Raw genomic sequence first — 15,714 nt, forward strand, 5'->3', positions numbered from 1 at the left:
ATCAGGTTACTAATCAAAACTCCCATACTATATCAGCCTCCAGCCACTTTAAGTCAGCCTTTACTGCTGTTGTGAAAACAAATCAATTCACTAAAAAGGATCACCCTTTTCGGATGACCCTTCTTCTATTCTCTATACAGCTGTCATTTGGAGTCATCTATTTATCCATTGCTTTTTATTTTTGTTACTTCCCATGTTCCTTCCTGTCTCTATCTTGCGAATCCATTGTGTGACGTTCTTCGGTTCCGGATTTTTCATCATTCATCTCCCTTTCACCTTGAGTTGTAGATGGTGATTGATACTGACTGTGGTCAATTTGTTTTTGTTCCGTTTGATTACTTTCCACATTTTGTTTGTCAACTTTTTCTTCCCTTGTGATAGTTTTTTGACTCGGCTGCTTGTGTTCCATTTCACTACCGGCCTGAGTTTCCTTGTCCGGCAAACTGCCATGAAGTTCTTTTTCCTGAACCTGATGATTCGAATTTCCCCAGTTTACTTTATAACTTGTTTCAGGAAATATTTGTTTTGCAGGAATTTTGTTTTTCACCATATACTCGGCTGCACTGTGTTCCCCATGTAATTGATTCCCGCTGATTTCAACTCCATGTTCTTGTGCATGATTCTTCAGCATATATTCATTCATTGTATAGCCAGACTCTTCAGCTTCCTGCCATTGGTCTTTTGTCGCTGGATTGATTACGATATACCCTGATATTTTTTTTGATTCTAACACCCGGTTAATCAACTCAAATAGTTTTTCCTCATTGATTGCGGGAGTCATAGATTCATCGAGATGGACCAGACTAACCATCACAATTACTTCATCCTGTTCTATATTGCCATCGGGACTGTTCTCTCTTTGTACTAACTCCTGAATAATGGAATAGAGTTCCTTATTATCAAGTTTAATCGAATTGACTATATTCTCGCCCTCTGCATCCAATCCCTTCATTTTTTGTACAATCCCGTTTTCATCCACTTCCAATTGGATGCTCGAATTCATATCCAAGTTTACATAAGCGGCTGCGGATGTTTCGCCGATTTTCCCGTAAAACATGCTTGCAACAAGAAGAAGGATCATGGCGGCTGCTGAAATCCATTTTTTATTTGAATGATATATTTTAAAGAACGGCTTTTTGTTATATGCTTGCTTATTCTCTGCTCCTTCTTCTGGCAGGTCTATTTCAATCATCTCTCCTGGAGAAGGGGATGATCCCTCAGGAATGGATAGCTTTTGAAATTCACGATTTTCCGTGAATACAATCATTTTTCCTTCATCGTGTTTAATATTCGATACAAGCACCCTTGTTTTCATATCGACCACTCTCTCTTAAGCTCATTCATCCTTGATCCCTCCGAAATCTTTTATCGATGCAAATTGCCTTTCCGTGATGATAATAATCATTGCAATCAGATACTTTCTTCCTTTCTCGAGAACTTTGCGGCTCACTTTCACCCGTTTCATTACTTCTTTTACAGGTAATTGCTTTTTTGCCTTTAAAGAAGAAAGAATGTCATCCTCATGGCTGATTATCATTGCTATGTCTAGCAAATTTTCTCTGGTATCACGATGTTTCGGAGAAGCACCTACGAGATCTTCCATTGTTATTCCAAATTCGATCAAGCGTTCCTCAAACTCTGCCAGGGTGGCTGCCATCTCCAGCTGTTCCTGTCTGCGGAGGTGGTCATCTACCGCCTTATCCCTTTCAATTTTACTTACTTCCACTTCTTCTTCATCTTTTCCTGCATCGATCGGAAGGTGATGATGGCGCTCTTCTTTTCGGAAATAATCGATCAATCGTTGCTGAATAATCTTATGGGCAAAAGTTAACAAATTTGCTCCCTTACCAGGTTCATATTTTTCAACTGCTTCATGAAAAGCAATAAGCGCTATACTTAATTCGTCATCCTTATCCCAATAAACATTCCTCTTGCATATCCGTTTCGTTGTTTTGTATATGAAAGGGCGCTGCTGTCGAACCAATTCGCCAAGCGCTGATTGGTTCCCTGCTTGATACTGTTCAACAAGTTCCCGAGTCGCATCCTGCATAGTTATCACTCCACTATATTGTTATCCGTAAAGGATTTCAATTTTTGGTAGATTAAAGGTCCAAAAAAAATATTTGTTTAACAGGTTCCTATTATAACAATACCCCTTATAGTATAAGCAGGGAAAAATTGAACATTTTGTGATAAAAAAAGAACGTATGCCAAAGATAATGACCGATACTGTATTTAGTGTCAGCGCATTTATACCGTTCCATGGTTGTTATGATGAAGAAAATTCCAATATATAAGTTTTAAAAAACAGTCAACGCACCCCCTAAATTTCAAACTCCCTTCGGATAACAGAAGGTAAGGGTACCCGTTACAAAAACAAATAAAAAATGGAGGTCATCCAAATGATTATCCCAGGAAAAATAGCTTCTATTACACTAAGCACAATATTAGGTGTCAGCGGCCTCGGTGTTGCGAGTGCAGCTCTTTCACCAGACAGCCAACAGGAAGGCATAAAATATCAAACACAGGTAGTAAGTACCGATATAAGTAACCCATCTGAGACAAAAACAATACAAGTTAATGCAAAAACTGTTGTAAACGCCGTAAAGGAAATATCTCCTGAACAAATGCAAAAATTACATGATAATTGGTTAGTCGTAGCTGATTATGGAATGAAAAATAAGACGGATGATATTTACGAGAAAATGATCCAAAAGGACCGGCAATTGATGGAAAATGTCACTCGAGAAAAAATGGAGGAACTTGACAGGGGGTGGATGAAGCAAACCGATAACCTTCATCAAAAGTGGGAAAGGATTGCCAAGAATAGGTCTACAGTAGATTATAGAGATCGATACGAAAAAATGATTGATTTGGATCAGCAAATGATGAAGGGTATAAGACCTGAACATTTCATGCAATTGGATGCAGCTTGGATGAAACAATTGAAGCCGCAACATCAAATGGCTCCATCATCATCTAAACAAGCCGCGACTGTCTCAAATACATCAAAAAATATCGACAAACAAGCACCATCTGTTTCTAGTCCAGCTAAAAATATCGAGAAGCAAGCAGCATCTGTTTCTAGTCCAGCTAAAAATATCGAGAAGCAAGCCGCTAATTCACAAAAAAACATGGGAAAACAAGCTGCGGCCAACCATTCCTCTTCCATGAGTAACGAGGAAATCAATCACAACACGGAAGAGCCAAGCGTGCACTCCAGCCATGATAAAACTAATAGGAATCATTCCCAAACAGAAACCAATCATCAAGTAAACATGAACGAAAATCACCAAGTAAACCAAAAGCATCAATACAAAGGCCCAAATTCCGAGGGCCATCAAAACCGCGGCCATAACTAAAATTATGGAATATGAAGAATCTCCCCTTACCAGCTTAGTAAGGGGAGATTTCTTTATATTGATGGCTGTTTGTAAAGATTGTTGTTAAAATCCTAAAGCCTATGTACTTGAAAGTTTAATGAATTTGCTGTTCAGTTTGTGTGGACTTTACATCCCTTTGTCCTGCACCTTTACAAAATTCTATATGGTCATATATACATACATAACAATCTTATAAACTACCATAATCTCTGTCAACGGGATAGTTTGTAAGAATTGCCTTCTGGCTAAGTATTGTGAGAAACTGATATCCATGTTATGTTTTTATATGAATAAGTGTTCATACACAATAAGATAGGATGATTGATGAATGCAAAAATGGTAGCAGAAATTCACGATTGCTGCTACCATTTTTGCCCTTATCCTTGGAAATTTGGTGGTTGCAACGAACTCAGGTGATGCTTGCGGATCCGACTGGCCAAAATGCAATGGTAAGTTAATTCCGGATTTTTCAAGCATTAAAGTACTAATTGAATATTCACACAGGCTTTTTACTACTTCTTTAGGTTTCATCATTCTTATTAACGCAATCCTCGTATGGAAAAAGCTTAGAATATCAAATGCGAAATCGATTTGGCCGATTTTAACAATCGTTCTGCTGCTTGTTCAATCATTGGTTGGGGGTTTGAATGTTTTATTGGGAACTCCGGTAGGATTTACCACACTCGATGTGACTGTAAGTCTTTTTCTGCTCGTTTCCGTAATTTATACTCATAACATTCTTGAACCTCCCCTTATAGAGAAGAAGAGTACACCGATTAAAAAAAGCGCTTTGGCTTTATTAGTATTTATTTTTATTGAAACAGTCATTGGAGCTGTTTTCAAACACTTTCGAATCAGCAAAATGCTTATTTCAGATGAAGGCGGCATTTCATATATCATTTATTCGGTCCATGGATTACTTGGTATAGCAGTATTGCTAGCATCATCTTATATCTTGTTCTTGTCCATAAGAAATAAAACATTCATTCTGCTGTCTAGTAGTCTGGTTGTCTTTCTCTTATTAACTGGAGTGTATGGATTCCTTGCAAAGGTTAGTTCACTGGCTCCGGCCATTGCTTCACTCCATATGATCTTTACTATTCTTTCTATTTCCGCTGCGAGTTTCCTTGCTGCAGAACGAAAAGGTTTTGGGAAAACAATCATTAAGTCCAATCAAGAGAAAAACAACAAAATATATTAGCAAATAATCTAGATCATAGAGAATGCTGAGACCTGATCAAACTCCGGGCAGGGGGCTTCATCTAAAACCCCCTACCCATGTTCCTTTTCCGAAATATTGTCTTTATCATAGTAGTCTCCTAATTGAAGATTAAACTCTTATGACTAAATAATCACCACTTTTCATTTGAACTACATCAGCTTTCATGGCTTTGGCAACATCCTGAGCCATTAGTTTCTGCTGCTCTACATTCTCAGCAAACAGGGTAAGCTGTTTACCTCCCAGTATCCTTTCCTTATGTAAAGTGACAATAGACAATATCTCATAACCTGGTCTCTCGGTAGATTCTCTTCCCATTGTCTACTCCTTTCCGACAAGATTAGTTTTCATAACTGTATGGCTTTTTTTGACGCTTTCAAGTAATGGAGTTTTTTTAACAGCTTCAATCAGCTTATCCTTGTCTTTAATGATAGGAACAAGTGTAATTACAATCTTTCCTTTTTCGTATTCCTTCCTTGTAAAATGATATCTCTTAACTCCCAAAACTCTCGTAGCTTCAAAAAGCGCAGCCTGTCTTTGCCCAAAGTTATCCAAAGCGATCCGAAAATGTTCCTCATGAGGATAAATCACCACAGCCAATCCTTCATTGCTAAACATCTTAGCAGCATTTTCCGATCCTAACTGGTTGGTCACATAAATTCCATCCACGAACAGTTCCGAGCCTTTTACCTCAATTTTGCCTTCTTCAACTTCAGCAATATCACCTATTGTTTTTCCTTTAGAAAATCTTTTTAATAAGTAAACTACTACAGCACCCACAATTGTACCCGAAATGATATTAATTAATTTCGACTCACTATCCACAATTTGAATCGTGAGGGCTGTCATAAAAGAAACGATTAAAGCAAAGTAATTTCTTGCTTCAAATGTCTTGGCAATCCCGTCGATATATGCTTCTCCACGGTAAGCATATTCCGTGTTTTCGATATCTTTCAAACTTTCTCTTTCAGATTTTCTCACATCCCGAAACTGTTGGATGGCGAGGGTCAAAAATGTCACTGCTACAAAGTTTTTCGTCATTAAGGCCGGGATGGCAACTGCACCAAGGGAAGCAGCAACAAACCCAGTAACCAAATGGATCAAATAGCCATTTGGATAGCTAGGATACTGTCTAAAATCTTCCTTTATAGTCAGAATCCTAGCCAATGTTCCGACGCAAACAGCTGTAATAATCATAACAATATGCTCAGATGATATAATTCCCTCTTTCATGGCAACCTCCTTCATTCTTCAGTAATCATTCCCGATTATTAATGGAAAAATACTTAAGATGACAAGATAGCATTCTTGGGTGATTAGTTGATAAAGCACTGTGGCATAAGAGCGATGTAACCAAACTTCTCAGAGCTTTCATTGATGACCGATAAAGCGAATTTATCGAAAAGCGGGGCTCCAATAACGTCATAGTCTACATACTCATCCCTCTTTCACAAAAAAAAGGCCAGTGGCATTTCACTGGTCCCTAATGAGAATACTCCTCTTTTTCCTTATGAGCAAAATTCCTTCCTTCGAGCTGAAGGGTAGCATGCTTTACTTTAAACCTTTCTTTTAAGAGGTTTGTTGCCATGTTCAGCAGGTCATCGCGATTAATTTTTGGCTCAACAACGAGGTGGCCGCTTAATGTAGGCTGCTCGGAAGTAATCGACCAGATATGAAGATCATGAACTTCTTCCACACCATTCAGTTCTTCGAGTTTCATTTTCACCTCTTCTACATTAATGTTCGAAGGAGATCCTTCAAGCAAAATATGAATTGACTCTTTTGTCACTCTCCACCCACTTACCAGCACCAGAATAGAAACTACAATACTGGCAATCGGATCGGCCAGATTCCAATTAAAGAACAAAATCAGCAATCCGGCGACTATTGCTCCAACAGAACCCAGCATATCCCCAAGAACGTGCAAAAACGCACTCCGGAGATTAAGGTTTTCTTTCGTGTCCCCCTTTTGGAGAATCCAGGCTGCAACTATATTGACTATTAATCCACCAACAGCAATATATAGCATGCTGGTACTCACTTCCGGAGGCTCGGAAAACCGGTTGAAGGCTTCCCAAAAAACATAAATGGATATTCCCAGTAAAGTTATCCCATTTAAAAACGCTACCAGTATTTCTACTCTTTTGTAACCATAGGTTTTGGCAGCTGTAGCTGCTTTCTCGCCGATTTTAATCGAAAGCAAACTTAACCCCAGCGAAACCGCATCACTTAACATATGTCCAGCGTCACTGATCAGCGCAAGACTATTTGTCCAAATTCCGCCTATTAGCTCAATTATCATGAAACCAAAAATTAAAATAAAGCTGATCAAGAGTAACTTTTTGTTGCTGCTGGTTTCATGGTTATGTCCTTGACCCATTCGTACACCTCCCCTTAACGTTTAATTAAGTTTTCTTATCCTTTATCCTGTATTGGGGAGTTTAAAACTACCCCGTCGGCCCGTCTCATATTTTGGAAAATAACTGTCACAAAAATAGAAAACATGTGGTTCACTCCCGAATCGACCAGGAATTAGATCATGCAATGGGCACGTAGAGTCTATATTACTTGAATAAGCAAAACTTACAGTCCCATTCTCACTATGATAAAATGATTTGAGCATTCAATTAATTTAGTTTAAGGTAGTGATATTCCAATGAGTTTATTTGAAAAACTATATACTTTTATTATCTTTTTAGCAGTAATGATTGGCATAGGGATAGGACAGGTGGAACTTATAAGAGCAAATGCGGAGAGCTTTATTCTTCCTATATTAGTAGCCATGCTTTATATTACGTTCTTGCAAATCCCTATCGAGGATATCAATAATGCTTTTAAAAACATCAAGTTTACTTATACTTCAGTCTTGATCAACTTTGTCTGGACGCCTATCCTGGCATGGCTGCTGGCAATGGTGTTTTTAGGTGATAACCCCGCTTTATATATTGGATTTATCATGCTCATGGTTACCCCATGCACTGACTGGTACTTAATCTTTACAGGAATAGCAAAGGGAAATATTGCGTTATCAGCAGCAATCTTACCTTTAAACTTAATCTTGCAAGTCATTTTGCTGCCATTTTATCTTCTCATTTTTGGCGGAACAACAGGGGTTATTGAGTTCTCATTTCTAGTGGAAAGTATCTTAATTGTTTTGTTCATCCCATTAGTTTTAGCTTATCTCACAAAAATGCTCTTGAGAAATAGACAAGAGTTAAGAGAAAATCTTATATCAAGGTTCAGCGTGTTACCGATCATTTTTTTAAGCCTTGCAATTGTCGCGATGTTTGCTTCGCAAGGTCAATTACTGCTTGATAATTTAGATTTAATGTGGCAAATTTCCATCCCCATTCTATTATTTTTCCTAATCAATTTCTTTGTTGGTCAAAAGGCTGGACAACTTATGAAGTTCCCGAACTCCGACAGAACAAGCTTAAGCCTGACTACTTTAGCAAGGAATTCACCCATTGCTTTAGCCATTGCGATGACCGCATTCCCCGACCAGCCATTAATCGCTTTAACATTGGTGATCGGCCCATTATTGGAATTGCCTATCCTGGCAATCATTACCCAGATTTTATTATTTATTTCAAGAAAGCACACATCATGAAAATAAGGATGTGTGCTTTACAACCTGTTGTGATACCTTATTTATCTTTTAAAAAACATCATTTCGCAGGTGAAAGTTCCTGTTCTGTTACCCATTTATGATTTTTCACAACGTCTCCTCCGCTCGTTGGAGTGAAACAAAATAGAAAGCAAGGTTTACATTTTTATAATTCGGTTAAACAAAATATACACCCAAAAAATGAGGAGGGATAGAGATGGCTAAAATTGCAGTGGAAGAGCCGCTTACTGATATTAAACAAGCTTTAGAGGAAAAAGGACATAATGTAGAAATGTTTAAAAACGAAGAAAACCTGCCTTCCTGCGACTGCTGCGTAGCAAGAGGGACAGAAGATTTAGCTGATAACCAGTTAAATGATGTACCAGTTGTGGATGCCACAGCTCGTACTGTAAACGATGTGGTTTCTAAAGTTGAGAACATTGTAAAGTAAATCAATTAAGTACTTGCTATAATTCAAGAATTGATAAAGAAAAAAGCCTCCTAGTGAGGTTTTTTTACGTTTTTTACAGTTGACACATTATTTCTTCTTTCTATTAAAAATAATCCAAACGACCAAGAGAATTACTGCAATAATAAAAACTAAAACAGCCAAAGAAAAAGAGTGTTTGTTCTCTTATATTGAAAATCATGCGAAACTTACAATGCAGAAACAGCAAAAAAGCCTAACTTTTACTCTTAAGGAAAAGCTAGGCTCTGATAAAATGATTAAAGAGTTTGACAGAGTATTTGTATATCTTAAGGAAGTTTCCAAGCTACATTGTAGTCATTTTCCCCGCCATAATACTGCCAAATTTGTGCCTTTTCGGTTGTACCCGGGAAATTGCCCCAGTCTGGATTGCTGATTGTTAAATCTTCTGGAATGTCACCAGGGTAATAGGCCACCCAGTAAGCTCCCGGAGTGCTTGGCGAAAAATCCTCCATTGAAACTTCCCAGCTCCATTGTGAGGAATAGGTACCTGGCTTAACGCCTTCTCCATATTGATTCAGATAATTGACAAAAGCGGCCGTAGCTGAATCAGTTCCAAAATAATATTCCGCTTGAACATCAGTTTCAGTTTCAGCCTTTTCTTCCGTTGGGCTATTGGTAAAAACCGCTGAATTTGGGGCAGCATGCAATCTAGCATTTTTACTTGCATGCAAACCTGCCTGCGATTTGATGATTCTATTGTCTTTCTTCAGCTGAGCCTCAGCATTTTTAGACTGTGAAGGATCGGCAATCTTTTCTGCTGTTTCAGGCTGGGCATCAGTCTTAGACTCTGCTTTTGCTTTATGCAGTGTCAACTTTTGACTTTGCTGGTGTCTGTGTCTGACCTTCCTCCTTTACAGCAGGTTCAGCAGGTTTCCCAGCTTTTATCTTCTTTTTTATAGAAGGAATACCCTTTTCATTAGTCCTATCCGTTTTGGCTGATAACTTTTGTACTGGCCGGGAATCAGACTTCTGCACTGGTTTCTGAACAACCTGTTCTGGCTTCTTATTCACGCTATCAGGATTAACGGGGACTGCTTTATTCGCGGCCTCAGGAGTATCCGCTTTACGTATAACTTGATTATGTACTTCGGTGTTTTGAGGTACCGGCTGACCGGCTGAACCATTTTTCTCAGCAAATGTATCAATCGGAAAGAAAGAGGCCGCCCCTAAAAAAACACCCATCAGGATAAAATGCCGGATTCGCATTATCTCACCCCCTTTCAGAAGCAGGGATTCATAACTTTCATTGACAGCATTCGACAACGCTATGCAATTTTTTGGCGGTTGTTTGCCCCTTTAAAACGAAAGAGTGCTTTTAACCCAAGCTGATTTTAATAAGGTTGAGTCCATTTTCCTTGGTTATGGTACTATTTGTATTGTTGAAATTAGAAAGACTGACTTTTAAATTCTGATATTTTTCCAAAAAATAAAAAAGCATAAGCCTGCCATTTGGCAAACTTATGCTTTATTCTTTAAAAATAAAAATCCACCAACATATGTATTGGTGGAGACGGTGGGAGTCGAACCCACGTCCAAAGATATTGGCACTTAAGCTTCTACGAGTGTAGTCGGCATATTGGCGATTCGCTGGTCCTTTTGCCTACCGACAGGCGGCCGGCCAGCTAGCCTGGTTGTTCTCTTCCTTCATCCTCAGGCGGTGGAATCCGGCGTAGCCCACTTAGAGTGAGTCCGCTACCCTACCACATGGGCGATGGAGGGGCGAACCGCTATGCAGTATTAAGCTGCGAAAGCGAAGTTGTTGTTTTCTTTGCCAGTTATAGGCGTTGACGTTTTTACGAGGCCGATCCCCTCGACTCGCCACTTAAGCTCAAACTACCCCTGTCGAATCCGTAACGTCCCCATATAAAAGGTTGCTGTATCCATGATACAGACGTTAGGAGAACTCGGTTAAGCCGAGCATTAAGTTATGTGTCACTCGCGGTGACAGTTACTATTATAACACACTGAGTACTTTTTTCAACTGGTACACTCTTCCTCAGCTGACAAGCTTACATTTTCTGGCGCTCACGGAATGCACGCTCGATATCACGGCCTGCTTCCTTCTTTTTCAACGTTTCACGCTTGTCATAGTTCTTTTTACCCTTACCTAAGCCGATTAAAACCTTCGCATAACCGTTCTTCAGGTATATCTTCAATGGCACAAGAGCATAACCTGCTTCCTTCGTTTCACCAATCAGCTGGGCGATTTGACGTTTGTGTAGCAACAGTTTCCTTGTGCGCAGCGGATCATGGTTATAACGGTTCCCCTGTTCATATGGGCTGATGTGCAGATTATATAAGAACAACTCGCCATTATGAACCTTTGCGTATGAATCTTTTAGCTGGACGCGTCCGTTACGGATCGATTTAATCTCTGTTCCCTGAAGGACCACTCCGGCTTCATAAGTTTCTTCGATGAAATAGTCGTGGTTTGCTTTTTTATTCTGTGCGACGACTTTTCCCTCACCTTTTGGCATAAAAACTTCCCCCTTCTTATGTTCTCTCATTTTAGCAAAAATAGCCTTCTCCCACAATGAAAAGCGCAAGCGCCTTGGTCAGCCCCGACAAGCGCTGGAGGGCCGACAGGTGAAGTCGTTCTTTGACTTCATCGGGCGGACCGAAATCGAAAAGTATAGCCGACTGTCCAGAAACGCAGAAACTGGAGACTCCGGCAAAGAAGCGCTTTTTGCTTCTGCCGGCGGAGTTGAAGTTTCGGAGTTTCTAGGAGGGCGACACTAGACAAGCGACTCGAGGGGCTAGGCGCTCGAGCTAGACAATTCTCAAAGTAAATTGTACTTCGTATGACGAGGACAACAGAGAGCCCCTTCAGCAGGAGCTCTCTTTTTCAGTTGCCTATTTTCTCTTTTTAGATTTACGCTTTGCGGCCGGGGCGTTCTCAAAGAACTTTTTCTTCTTGCTTTTTGGTTTTGATCCAGAGCCTGAACCGGATCCGGAGCCATTTCTGCCTCCTCCTGATCCTCTTCCGCCGCCTGAACCTCTTCCGCCTCGCTTGCCTTCTTCTTCTTTACCGCGGCGCGGCTTTTTGTCGCTGCTGCCGGTCTTGAAGATCTTTGGCTGGGCAGGTCGCTCACGTCTTGGCGTGCCCTTCATGCCGACGATTTCAAAATCAATGGAGCGCTCATCTTTGTTCACCTTGATGACTCGGACAGTAATTTCATCACCGATTCGGAAGACATTGCCTGTTCGCTCGCCAATCATCGCCAGATGGCGTTCATCATAGCGATAATAATCATCTGTCATGTAGCTGACATGTACGAGGCCTTCGATTGTGTTAGGAAGCTCAACGAACATCCCAAAGTTCGTGACGGAGCTGATGATGCCATCGTATTCCGTTCCAACCTTATCTTCCATGTATTCCGCTTTCTTAAGCTCATCTGTTTCTCGTTCGGCTTCAACTGCGCGGCGTTCCATGTTGGATGAATGCTCAGCAATATCAGGCAGCATCGCATTCCATTTTTCCTTCGTTGCCTGGTCGAGCTTGCCCTCGATCAAGTAGGTCCTGATCAAGCGATGGACAATCAAGTCAGGATAACGGCGGATTGGTGATGTGAAGTGCGTGTAGAACTCTGTTGAAAGACCAAAGTGTCCTAGGCTTTCAGGATAGTATTTCGCCTGCTGCATCGAACGGAGCATGACAGTTGAAACCACCATTTCCTCAGGCTTTCCCTGGACTTCCTCGATGATTTCCTGCAGGGCTCTTGGATGTACTCCATTTGCGGATCCTCTGACAAGGTATCCGAAGTTTGTAATGAAATCAAAGAATTTTCTCAGCTTATCCTCTTTTGGATCTTCGTGAATACGATAGATGAATGGCACATCAAGCCAGTGGAAATGCTCAGCTACCGTTTCGTTCGCTGCCAGCATGAATTCTTCAATCAGCTTTTCAGCGACAGAACGCTCCCGTAAAACGACATCCGTTGGGTGGCCTTCTTCATCAACCAGTACCTTTGATTCTTTAAAATCAAAATCGATGGCGCCTCTTTCCATCCTTTTTTTACGAAGGATAGCAGCAAGCTCTTCCATCATCTCGAACATTGGCACAAGAGATTCGTAACGTGAGCGCGTTTCTTCGTCTTGATCAACGAGAATCCTGTTCACATCGAAATACGTCATCCGCTCCGTCGTCTTGATGACACTCTGGTAGATTTCATGATCTACGACCTGCCCGTCTGAAGTGATCTCCATGTTACAAGATAGCGTCAGTCGGTCGACCTTCGGATTCAGCGAGCAAATACCGTTCGATAAGCGATGCGGAATCATCGGGATAACCCGGTCAACCAAATAAACACTCGTCGCTCGGTCTTCTGCTTCTCGGTCAATCGGTGAGTCCTCGGTTACATAGTACGTAACATCGGCGATATGGACACCAAGTTTATAATTGCCGTTTTCAAGCCTAGTAACCTGGACTGCATCATCGAGGTCTTTTGCATCTGCGCCGTCAATTGTGACGATGACTTCATCACGCAAGTCGCGGCGGTTCGCAATCTCGCTCTCATTGATCTGGTCCGGCGCTTCATTCGCCTGCTTAAGTACCTCATCTGGGAACTCCATTGGCAGTCCGTGCTTATGGATGACGGACAGGATATCGACGCCAGGGTCATTTTTATGCCCGAGGATTGCGGTAACCTCACCCTCTGCACTTTTGCGGCCCTCTGGATAGCTCGTCAGTTTTACGACGACCTTATGCCCTTCGACTGCACCCATCCCTGCCTCTTTTGGAATGAAGATGTCACTCGTGAACTTTTTATCATCAGGAATCACAAACCCGAAGTGCTTGCTTTCAGTATAGGTACCAACGATTTGCGAGACACCTCTCTCAATGATGCGTACAACAGTACCTTCACGGCGCTGCCCAGAGCTGTCTGATGAAACTCGAACAAGGACTGTATCCCCATTCATTGCATTGCTTGTTTCATTTGGCGGGATGAAGACGTCATCCATTCCCTGCTCTTCAGTGATGACAAAAGCAAAACCCTTGGCATGGGCACTGAAACGGCCGCGCACAAGGTTCATTTTTTCAGGCAGGCCGTATCGATCACTTCTAGTCCTGACTACCAGCCCCTTTTCCTCCATGACCACTAGCGCTTTAACAAAATCCTTGAATGTCGAGGAGTCCTCGATTCCAAAGGCGCTTTCCAGTTCCTGAACCGTAAGAGGTTTGTAAGCTTCATCCTTCATATAATGCAATAGCCTGTCTATATGGCCTTTAATATTTTCATCCATTAATAAATCCCTCCTTTATTGGGCTATTTTCGTTATCTTGTCGCTCATGGTGTGAAAAACAACACAATAAATTTTTATATGTTTTTATTCTTTCCAATTTAATGACTCTAGAAACTCGTAAACATCTTCGTGCAGCTGATCGCGTTCTTTATCAAGAGTGATGACATGCCCTGATTCCTCATACCACTTTAACTTTTTATGTTCAGACTCGATGTTATCATGGATGATATTGGCGCTGTCAGGGTCGATAATGACGTCATGGCGAGCCTGGACGACAAAAGTCGGTGTATAAATCAGGTCGATGCTTCCTCGGACTTCTTTGATTAGTTCCTGGAGGTCTTTCAAAGTGTCCATCGATTTCTGTTCAAGTTCCTTTACCTCTGCCTCGATCTGATCCTCAGGCTTGCCTTCCATCCTCTTATATTCACGCGCATACTCAAGCACACCACGGTACATTAACTCTTCCGTCTTAAGATGCATTGGTGCGCACATCGGCACGATTCCCTTTAATGGCTTGGTATATCCGAGTTTCAGCGAAAGGACACCGCCCAGTGACAAACCGGCTACAGCAATCTCCTCATAGCCTTCATTCTTGAGGAACTCGTATCCATCTAGCGCATCCTGCCACCAATCCTCAGGACCAGTATGTATCAGTTCTTCAGGCGGGACACCATGCCCTTTAAACACAGGCGCATGGCATGTATACCCTTTTCCTTCTAAAAATCGGCCCATCATCCTGACATCCGCAGAATTGCCGGTAAATCCATGCAGCAGCAATACCGCTCTTTTTCCAGCTTTAAATGTAAAAGGTCTTGGCACTAACTTTCTCATTTTCCTACTCCCTCTATCAGATATCTTCCTTAGTTTTAACAAACATGCTTGTAACATTCAATTAAAAGCCTTTATATATGTAAATACCCATATTCAAAAGAAATATGTGAGAATTTTGCTTATGTAAACACAATAAAACCCGGCCTCTATTGAAGCCGGGTCATTGTGTGTATTATAGTTCGAAATAAGTAACGGCAATAGTCAAGACAAAGAATAGAACAGACAACACGATCGTAACACGGTGCAAGACAAGGTCAAGGCCTCTTGCCTTCTGCTTACCGAACAATTGCTCAGCGCCGCCGGAAATCGCACCGGACAGACCAGCACTCTTGCCTGATTGAAGAAGAACAACTCCAATAAGAGCAATGCTGACGATCACTAAAAGAACAACTAACAATGTATGCATGACGTACCTCCCGATAAAACTGCTAACAGTATTTTAAATTTATCACATTTTCAGGAATGAAACAATACTTGTCTGAATTGTTGAGGATTATTATATCATAATGCCTGATAGAACAAGGACATCTTCATGAATTCCATCCCCTGTTTGTCTATCGGACACTTTCTTCAGTTTCCTGCTTCTATTTGTCTGATAGGAACCCTCTATCGGACACTTTTTTCGGTTTCTCGCTTTCGTTTGTCCGATAGGGACCTTCTATCGGACAGTTTCTTCGGTTTCATGCTTCTGTTTGTCCGATAGGGACCTTCTATCGGACACTTTCTTCAGTTTCATGCTTCCGTTTGTCCGATAGGGACCTTCTATCGGACACTTTCTTCGGTTTCATGCTTCTGTTTGTCCAATAGGAACTCTCCTCGGACACTTTCTTCGTTTTCCGACTCTTGGTTGGCCGATAGAAGTTCATGAAAATAAAAAAACACCGGCAGCATCGTCATGCCACCGGTGTCCTGGTATTACAGGGTTGAATCGCAACAATAG

General features: G+C 41.2%; 17 protein-coding genes, 1 other RNA gene and 1 pseudogene. 5 read left to right on the forward strand and 14 right to left on the reverse strand.

Annotation, left to right across the window (positions count from 1 at the left end):
- Nucleotides 1-184 precede the first annotated feature (184 nt).
- Both FOF60_RS21125 and sigI read right to left on the reverse strand, forming a co-directional pair.
- The gene (locus FOF60_RS21125) at nt 185-1,315 is read right to left on the reverse strand and encodes an anti-sigma-I factor RsgI family protein (protein ID WP_192470074.1); all 1,131 of its coding nucleotides are present in this window, start codon (nt 1,313-1,315) and stop codon (nt 185-187) included.
- A gap of 21 nt (nt 1,316-1,336) precedes the next feature.
- Nucleotides 1,337-2,050: an RNA polymerase sigma-I factor gene (gene sigI / locus FOF60_RS21130; RefSeq protein ID WP_192470073.1), complete on the reverse strand. Its 714-nt coding sequence runs from the start codon at nt 2,048-2,050 to the stop codon at nt 1,337-1,339.
- Between the two features lie 352 nt (nt 2,051-2,402).
- Between sigI and FOF60_RS21135 the strand changes: the two genes are divergently transcribed.
- Nucleotides 2,403-3,362 (forward strand): hypothetical protein, encoded by a 960-nt coding sequence (locus tag FOF60_RS21135; RefSeq protein ID WP_192470072.1) that lies wholly within the window; start codon nt 2,403-2,405, stop codon nt 3,360-3,362.
- 415 nt (nt 3,363-3,777) lie between these two features.
- Complete coding sequence (locus FOF60_RS21140) at nt 3,778-4,584, forward strand: COX15/CtaA family protein (protein ID WP_264647603.1); 807 nt, start codon at nt 3,778-3,780, stop codon at nt 4,582-4,584.
- A gap of 129 nt (nt 4,585-4,713) precedes the next feature.
- Here FOF60_RS21140 and FOF60_RS21145 read toward each other — a convergent pair whose 3' ends face one another.
- The 3 genes from FOF60_RS21145 to FOF60_RS21155 all read right to left on the reverse strand — a co-directional run bounded on the left by FOF60_RS21145 (nt 4,714) and on the right by FOF60_RS21155 (nt 6,982).
- Nucleotides 4,714-4,920 (reverse strand): capping complex subunit for YIEGIA, encoded by a 207-nt coding sequence (locus tag FOF60_RS21145; RefSeq protein ID WP_192470070.1) that lies wholly within the window; start codon nt 4,918-4,920, stop codon nt 4,714-4,716.
- A 3-nt stretch (nt 4,921-4,923) separates the two neighbouring features.
- The gene (locus FOF60_RS21150) at nt 4,924-5,835 is read right to left on the reverse strand and encodes a YIEGIA family protein (protein WP_192470069.1); all 912 of its coding nucleotides are present in this window, start codon (nt 5,833-5,835) and stop codon (nt 4,924-4,926) included.
- 250 nt (nt 5,836-6,085) lie between these two features.
- Entirely contained in the window at nt 6,086-6,982 is an 897-nt protein-coding gene (locus FOF60_RS21155; protein WP_192470068.1) for a cation diffusion facilitator family transporter, read from the reverse strand.
- Nucleotides 6,983-7,258: 276 nt separating this feature from the next.
- Here FOF60_RS21155 and FOF60_RS21160 point away from each other — a divergent pair, with 276 nt between their 5' ends.
- Nucleotides 7,259-8,212: an arsenic resistance protein gene (locus FOF60_RS21160; protein WP_192470067.1), complete on the forward strand. Its 954-nt coding sequence runs from the start codon at nt 7,259-7,261 to the stop codon at nt 8,210-8,212.
- 58 nt (nt 8,213-8,270) lie between these two features.
- Here the strand turns inward: FOF60_RS21160 and FOF60_RS21165 are convergent.
- A pseudogene (locus tag FOF60_RS21165) lies at nt 8,271-8,348 on the reverse strand (DUF1541 domain-containing protein); the annotation flags it as partial.
- Nucleotides 8,349-8,426: 78 nt separating this feature from the next.
- Between FOF60_RS21165 and FOF60_RS21170 the strand changes: the two are divergent.
- The gene (locus FOF60_RS21170; protein WP_192470066.1) at nt 8,427-8,660 is read left to right on the forward strand and encodes a YkuS family protein; all 234 of its coding nucleotides are present in this window, start codon (nt 8,427-8,429) and stop codon (nt 8,658-8,660) included.
- Between the two features lie 305 nt (nt 8,661-8,965).
- Here FOF60_RS21170 and FOF60_RS21175 read toward each other — a convergent pair whose 3' ends face one another.
- The 4 genes from FOF60_RS21175 to smpB all read right to left on the reverse strand — a co-directional run bounded on the left by FOF60_RS21175 (nt 8,966) and on the right by smpB (nt 11,176).
- The gene (locus FOF60_RS21175; protein ID WP_192470065.1) at nt 8,966-9,511 is read right to left on the reverse strand and encodes a hypothetical protein; all 546 of its coding nucleotides are present in this window, start codon (nt 9,509-9,511) and stop codon (nt 8,966-8,968) included.
- Entirely contained in the window at nt 9,498-9,905 is a 408-nt protein-coding gene (locus tag FOF60_RS21180) for a hypothetical protein (protein WP_192470064.1), read from the reverse strand. The genes FOF60_RS21175 and FOF60_RS21180 overlap by 14 nt, the downstream gene beginning before the upstream one ends.
- Before the next feature lie 296 nt (nt 9,906-10,201).
- Nucleotides 10,202-10,560: a transfer-messenger RNA gene (gene ssrA / locus FOF60_RS21185) on the reverse strand.
- Nucleotides 10,561-10,708: 148 nt separating this feature from the next.
- Entirely contained in the window at nt 10,709-11,176 is a 468-nt protein-coding gene (gene smpB, locus FOF60_RS21190; protein WP_023613945.1) for an SsrA-binding protein SmpB, read from the reverse strand.
- Nucleotides 11,177-11,285: 109 nt separating this feature from the next.
- On the opposite strand from smpB, the gene FOF60_RS21195 reads away from it, so the two are divergent.
- Nucleotides 11,286-11,438, forward strand: coding sequence for a hypothetical protein (locus FOF60_RS21195; protein ID WP_264647604.1), 153 nt, complete (start codon nt 11,286-11,288; stop codon nt 11,436-11,438).
- A 114-nt stretch (nt 11,439-11,552) separates the two neighbouring features.
- Here the strand turns inward: FOF60_RS21195 and rnr are convergent, their stop codons facing one another.
- The 4 genes from rnr to FOF60_RS21215 form a co-directional block, all read right to left on the reverse strand.
- On the reverse strand, nt 11,553-13,943 hold the full coding sequence (rnr, locus tag FOF60_RS21200) for a ribonuclease R (RefSeq protein WP_192470062.1): 2,391 nt from the start codon (nt 13,941-13,943) through the stop codon (nt 11,553-11,555).
- A gap of 84 nt (nt 13,944-14,027) precedes the next feature.
- On the reverse strand, nt 14,028-14,774 hold the full coding sequence (locus tag FOF60_RS21205; protein ID WP_192470061.1) for an alpha/beta hydrolase: 747 nt from the start codon (nt 14,772-14,774) through the stop codon (nt 14,028-14,030).
- 172 nt (nt 14,775-14,946) lie between these two features.
- Nucleotides 14,947-15,180, reverse strand: coding sequence for a preprotein translocase subunit SecG (secG, locus tag FOF60_RS21210; RefSeq protein WP_102264285.1), 234 nt, complete (start codon nt 15,178-15,180; stop codon nt 14,947-14,949).
- A gap of 356 nt (nt 15,181-15,536) precedes the next feature.
- On the reverse strand, nt 15,537-15,665 hold the full coding sequence (locus tag FOF60_RS21215) for a hypothetical protein (protein WP_264647605.1): 129 nt from the start codon (nt 15,663-15,665) through the stop codon (nt 15,537-15,539).
- Nucleotides 15,666-15,714 lie beyond the last annotated feature (49 nt).

Origin of the sequence: Mesobacillus jeotgali, from assembly GCF_014856545.2 — a bacterium.
GTDB lineage: Bacteria > Bacillota > Bacilli > Bacillales > Cytobacillaceae > Mesobacillus.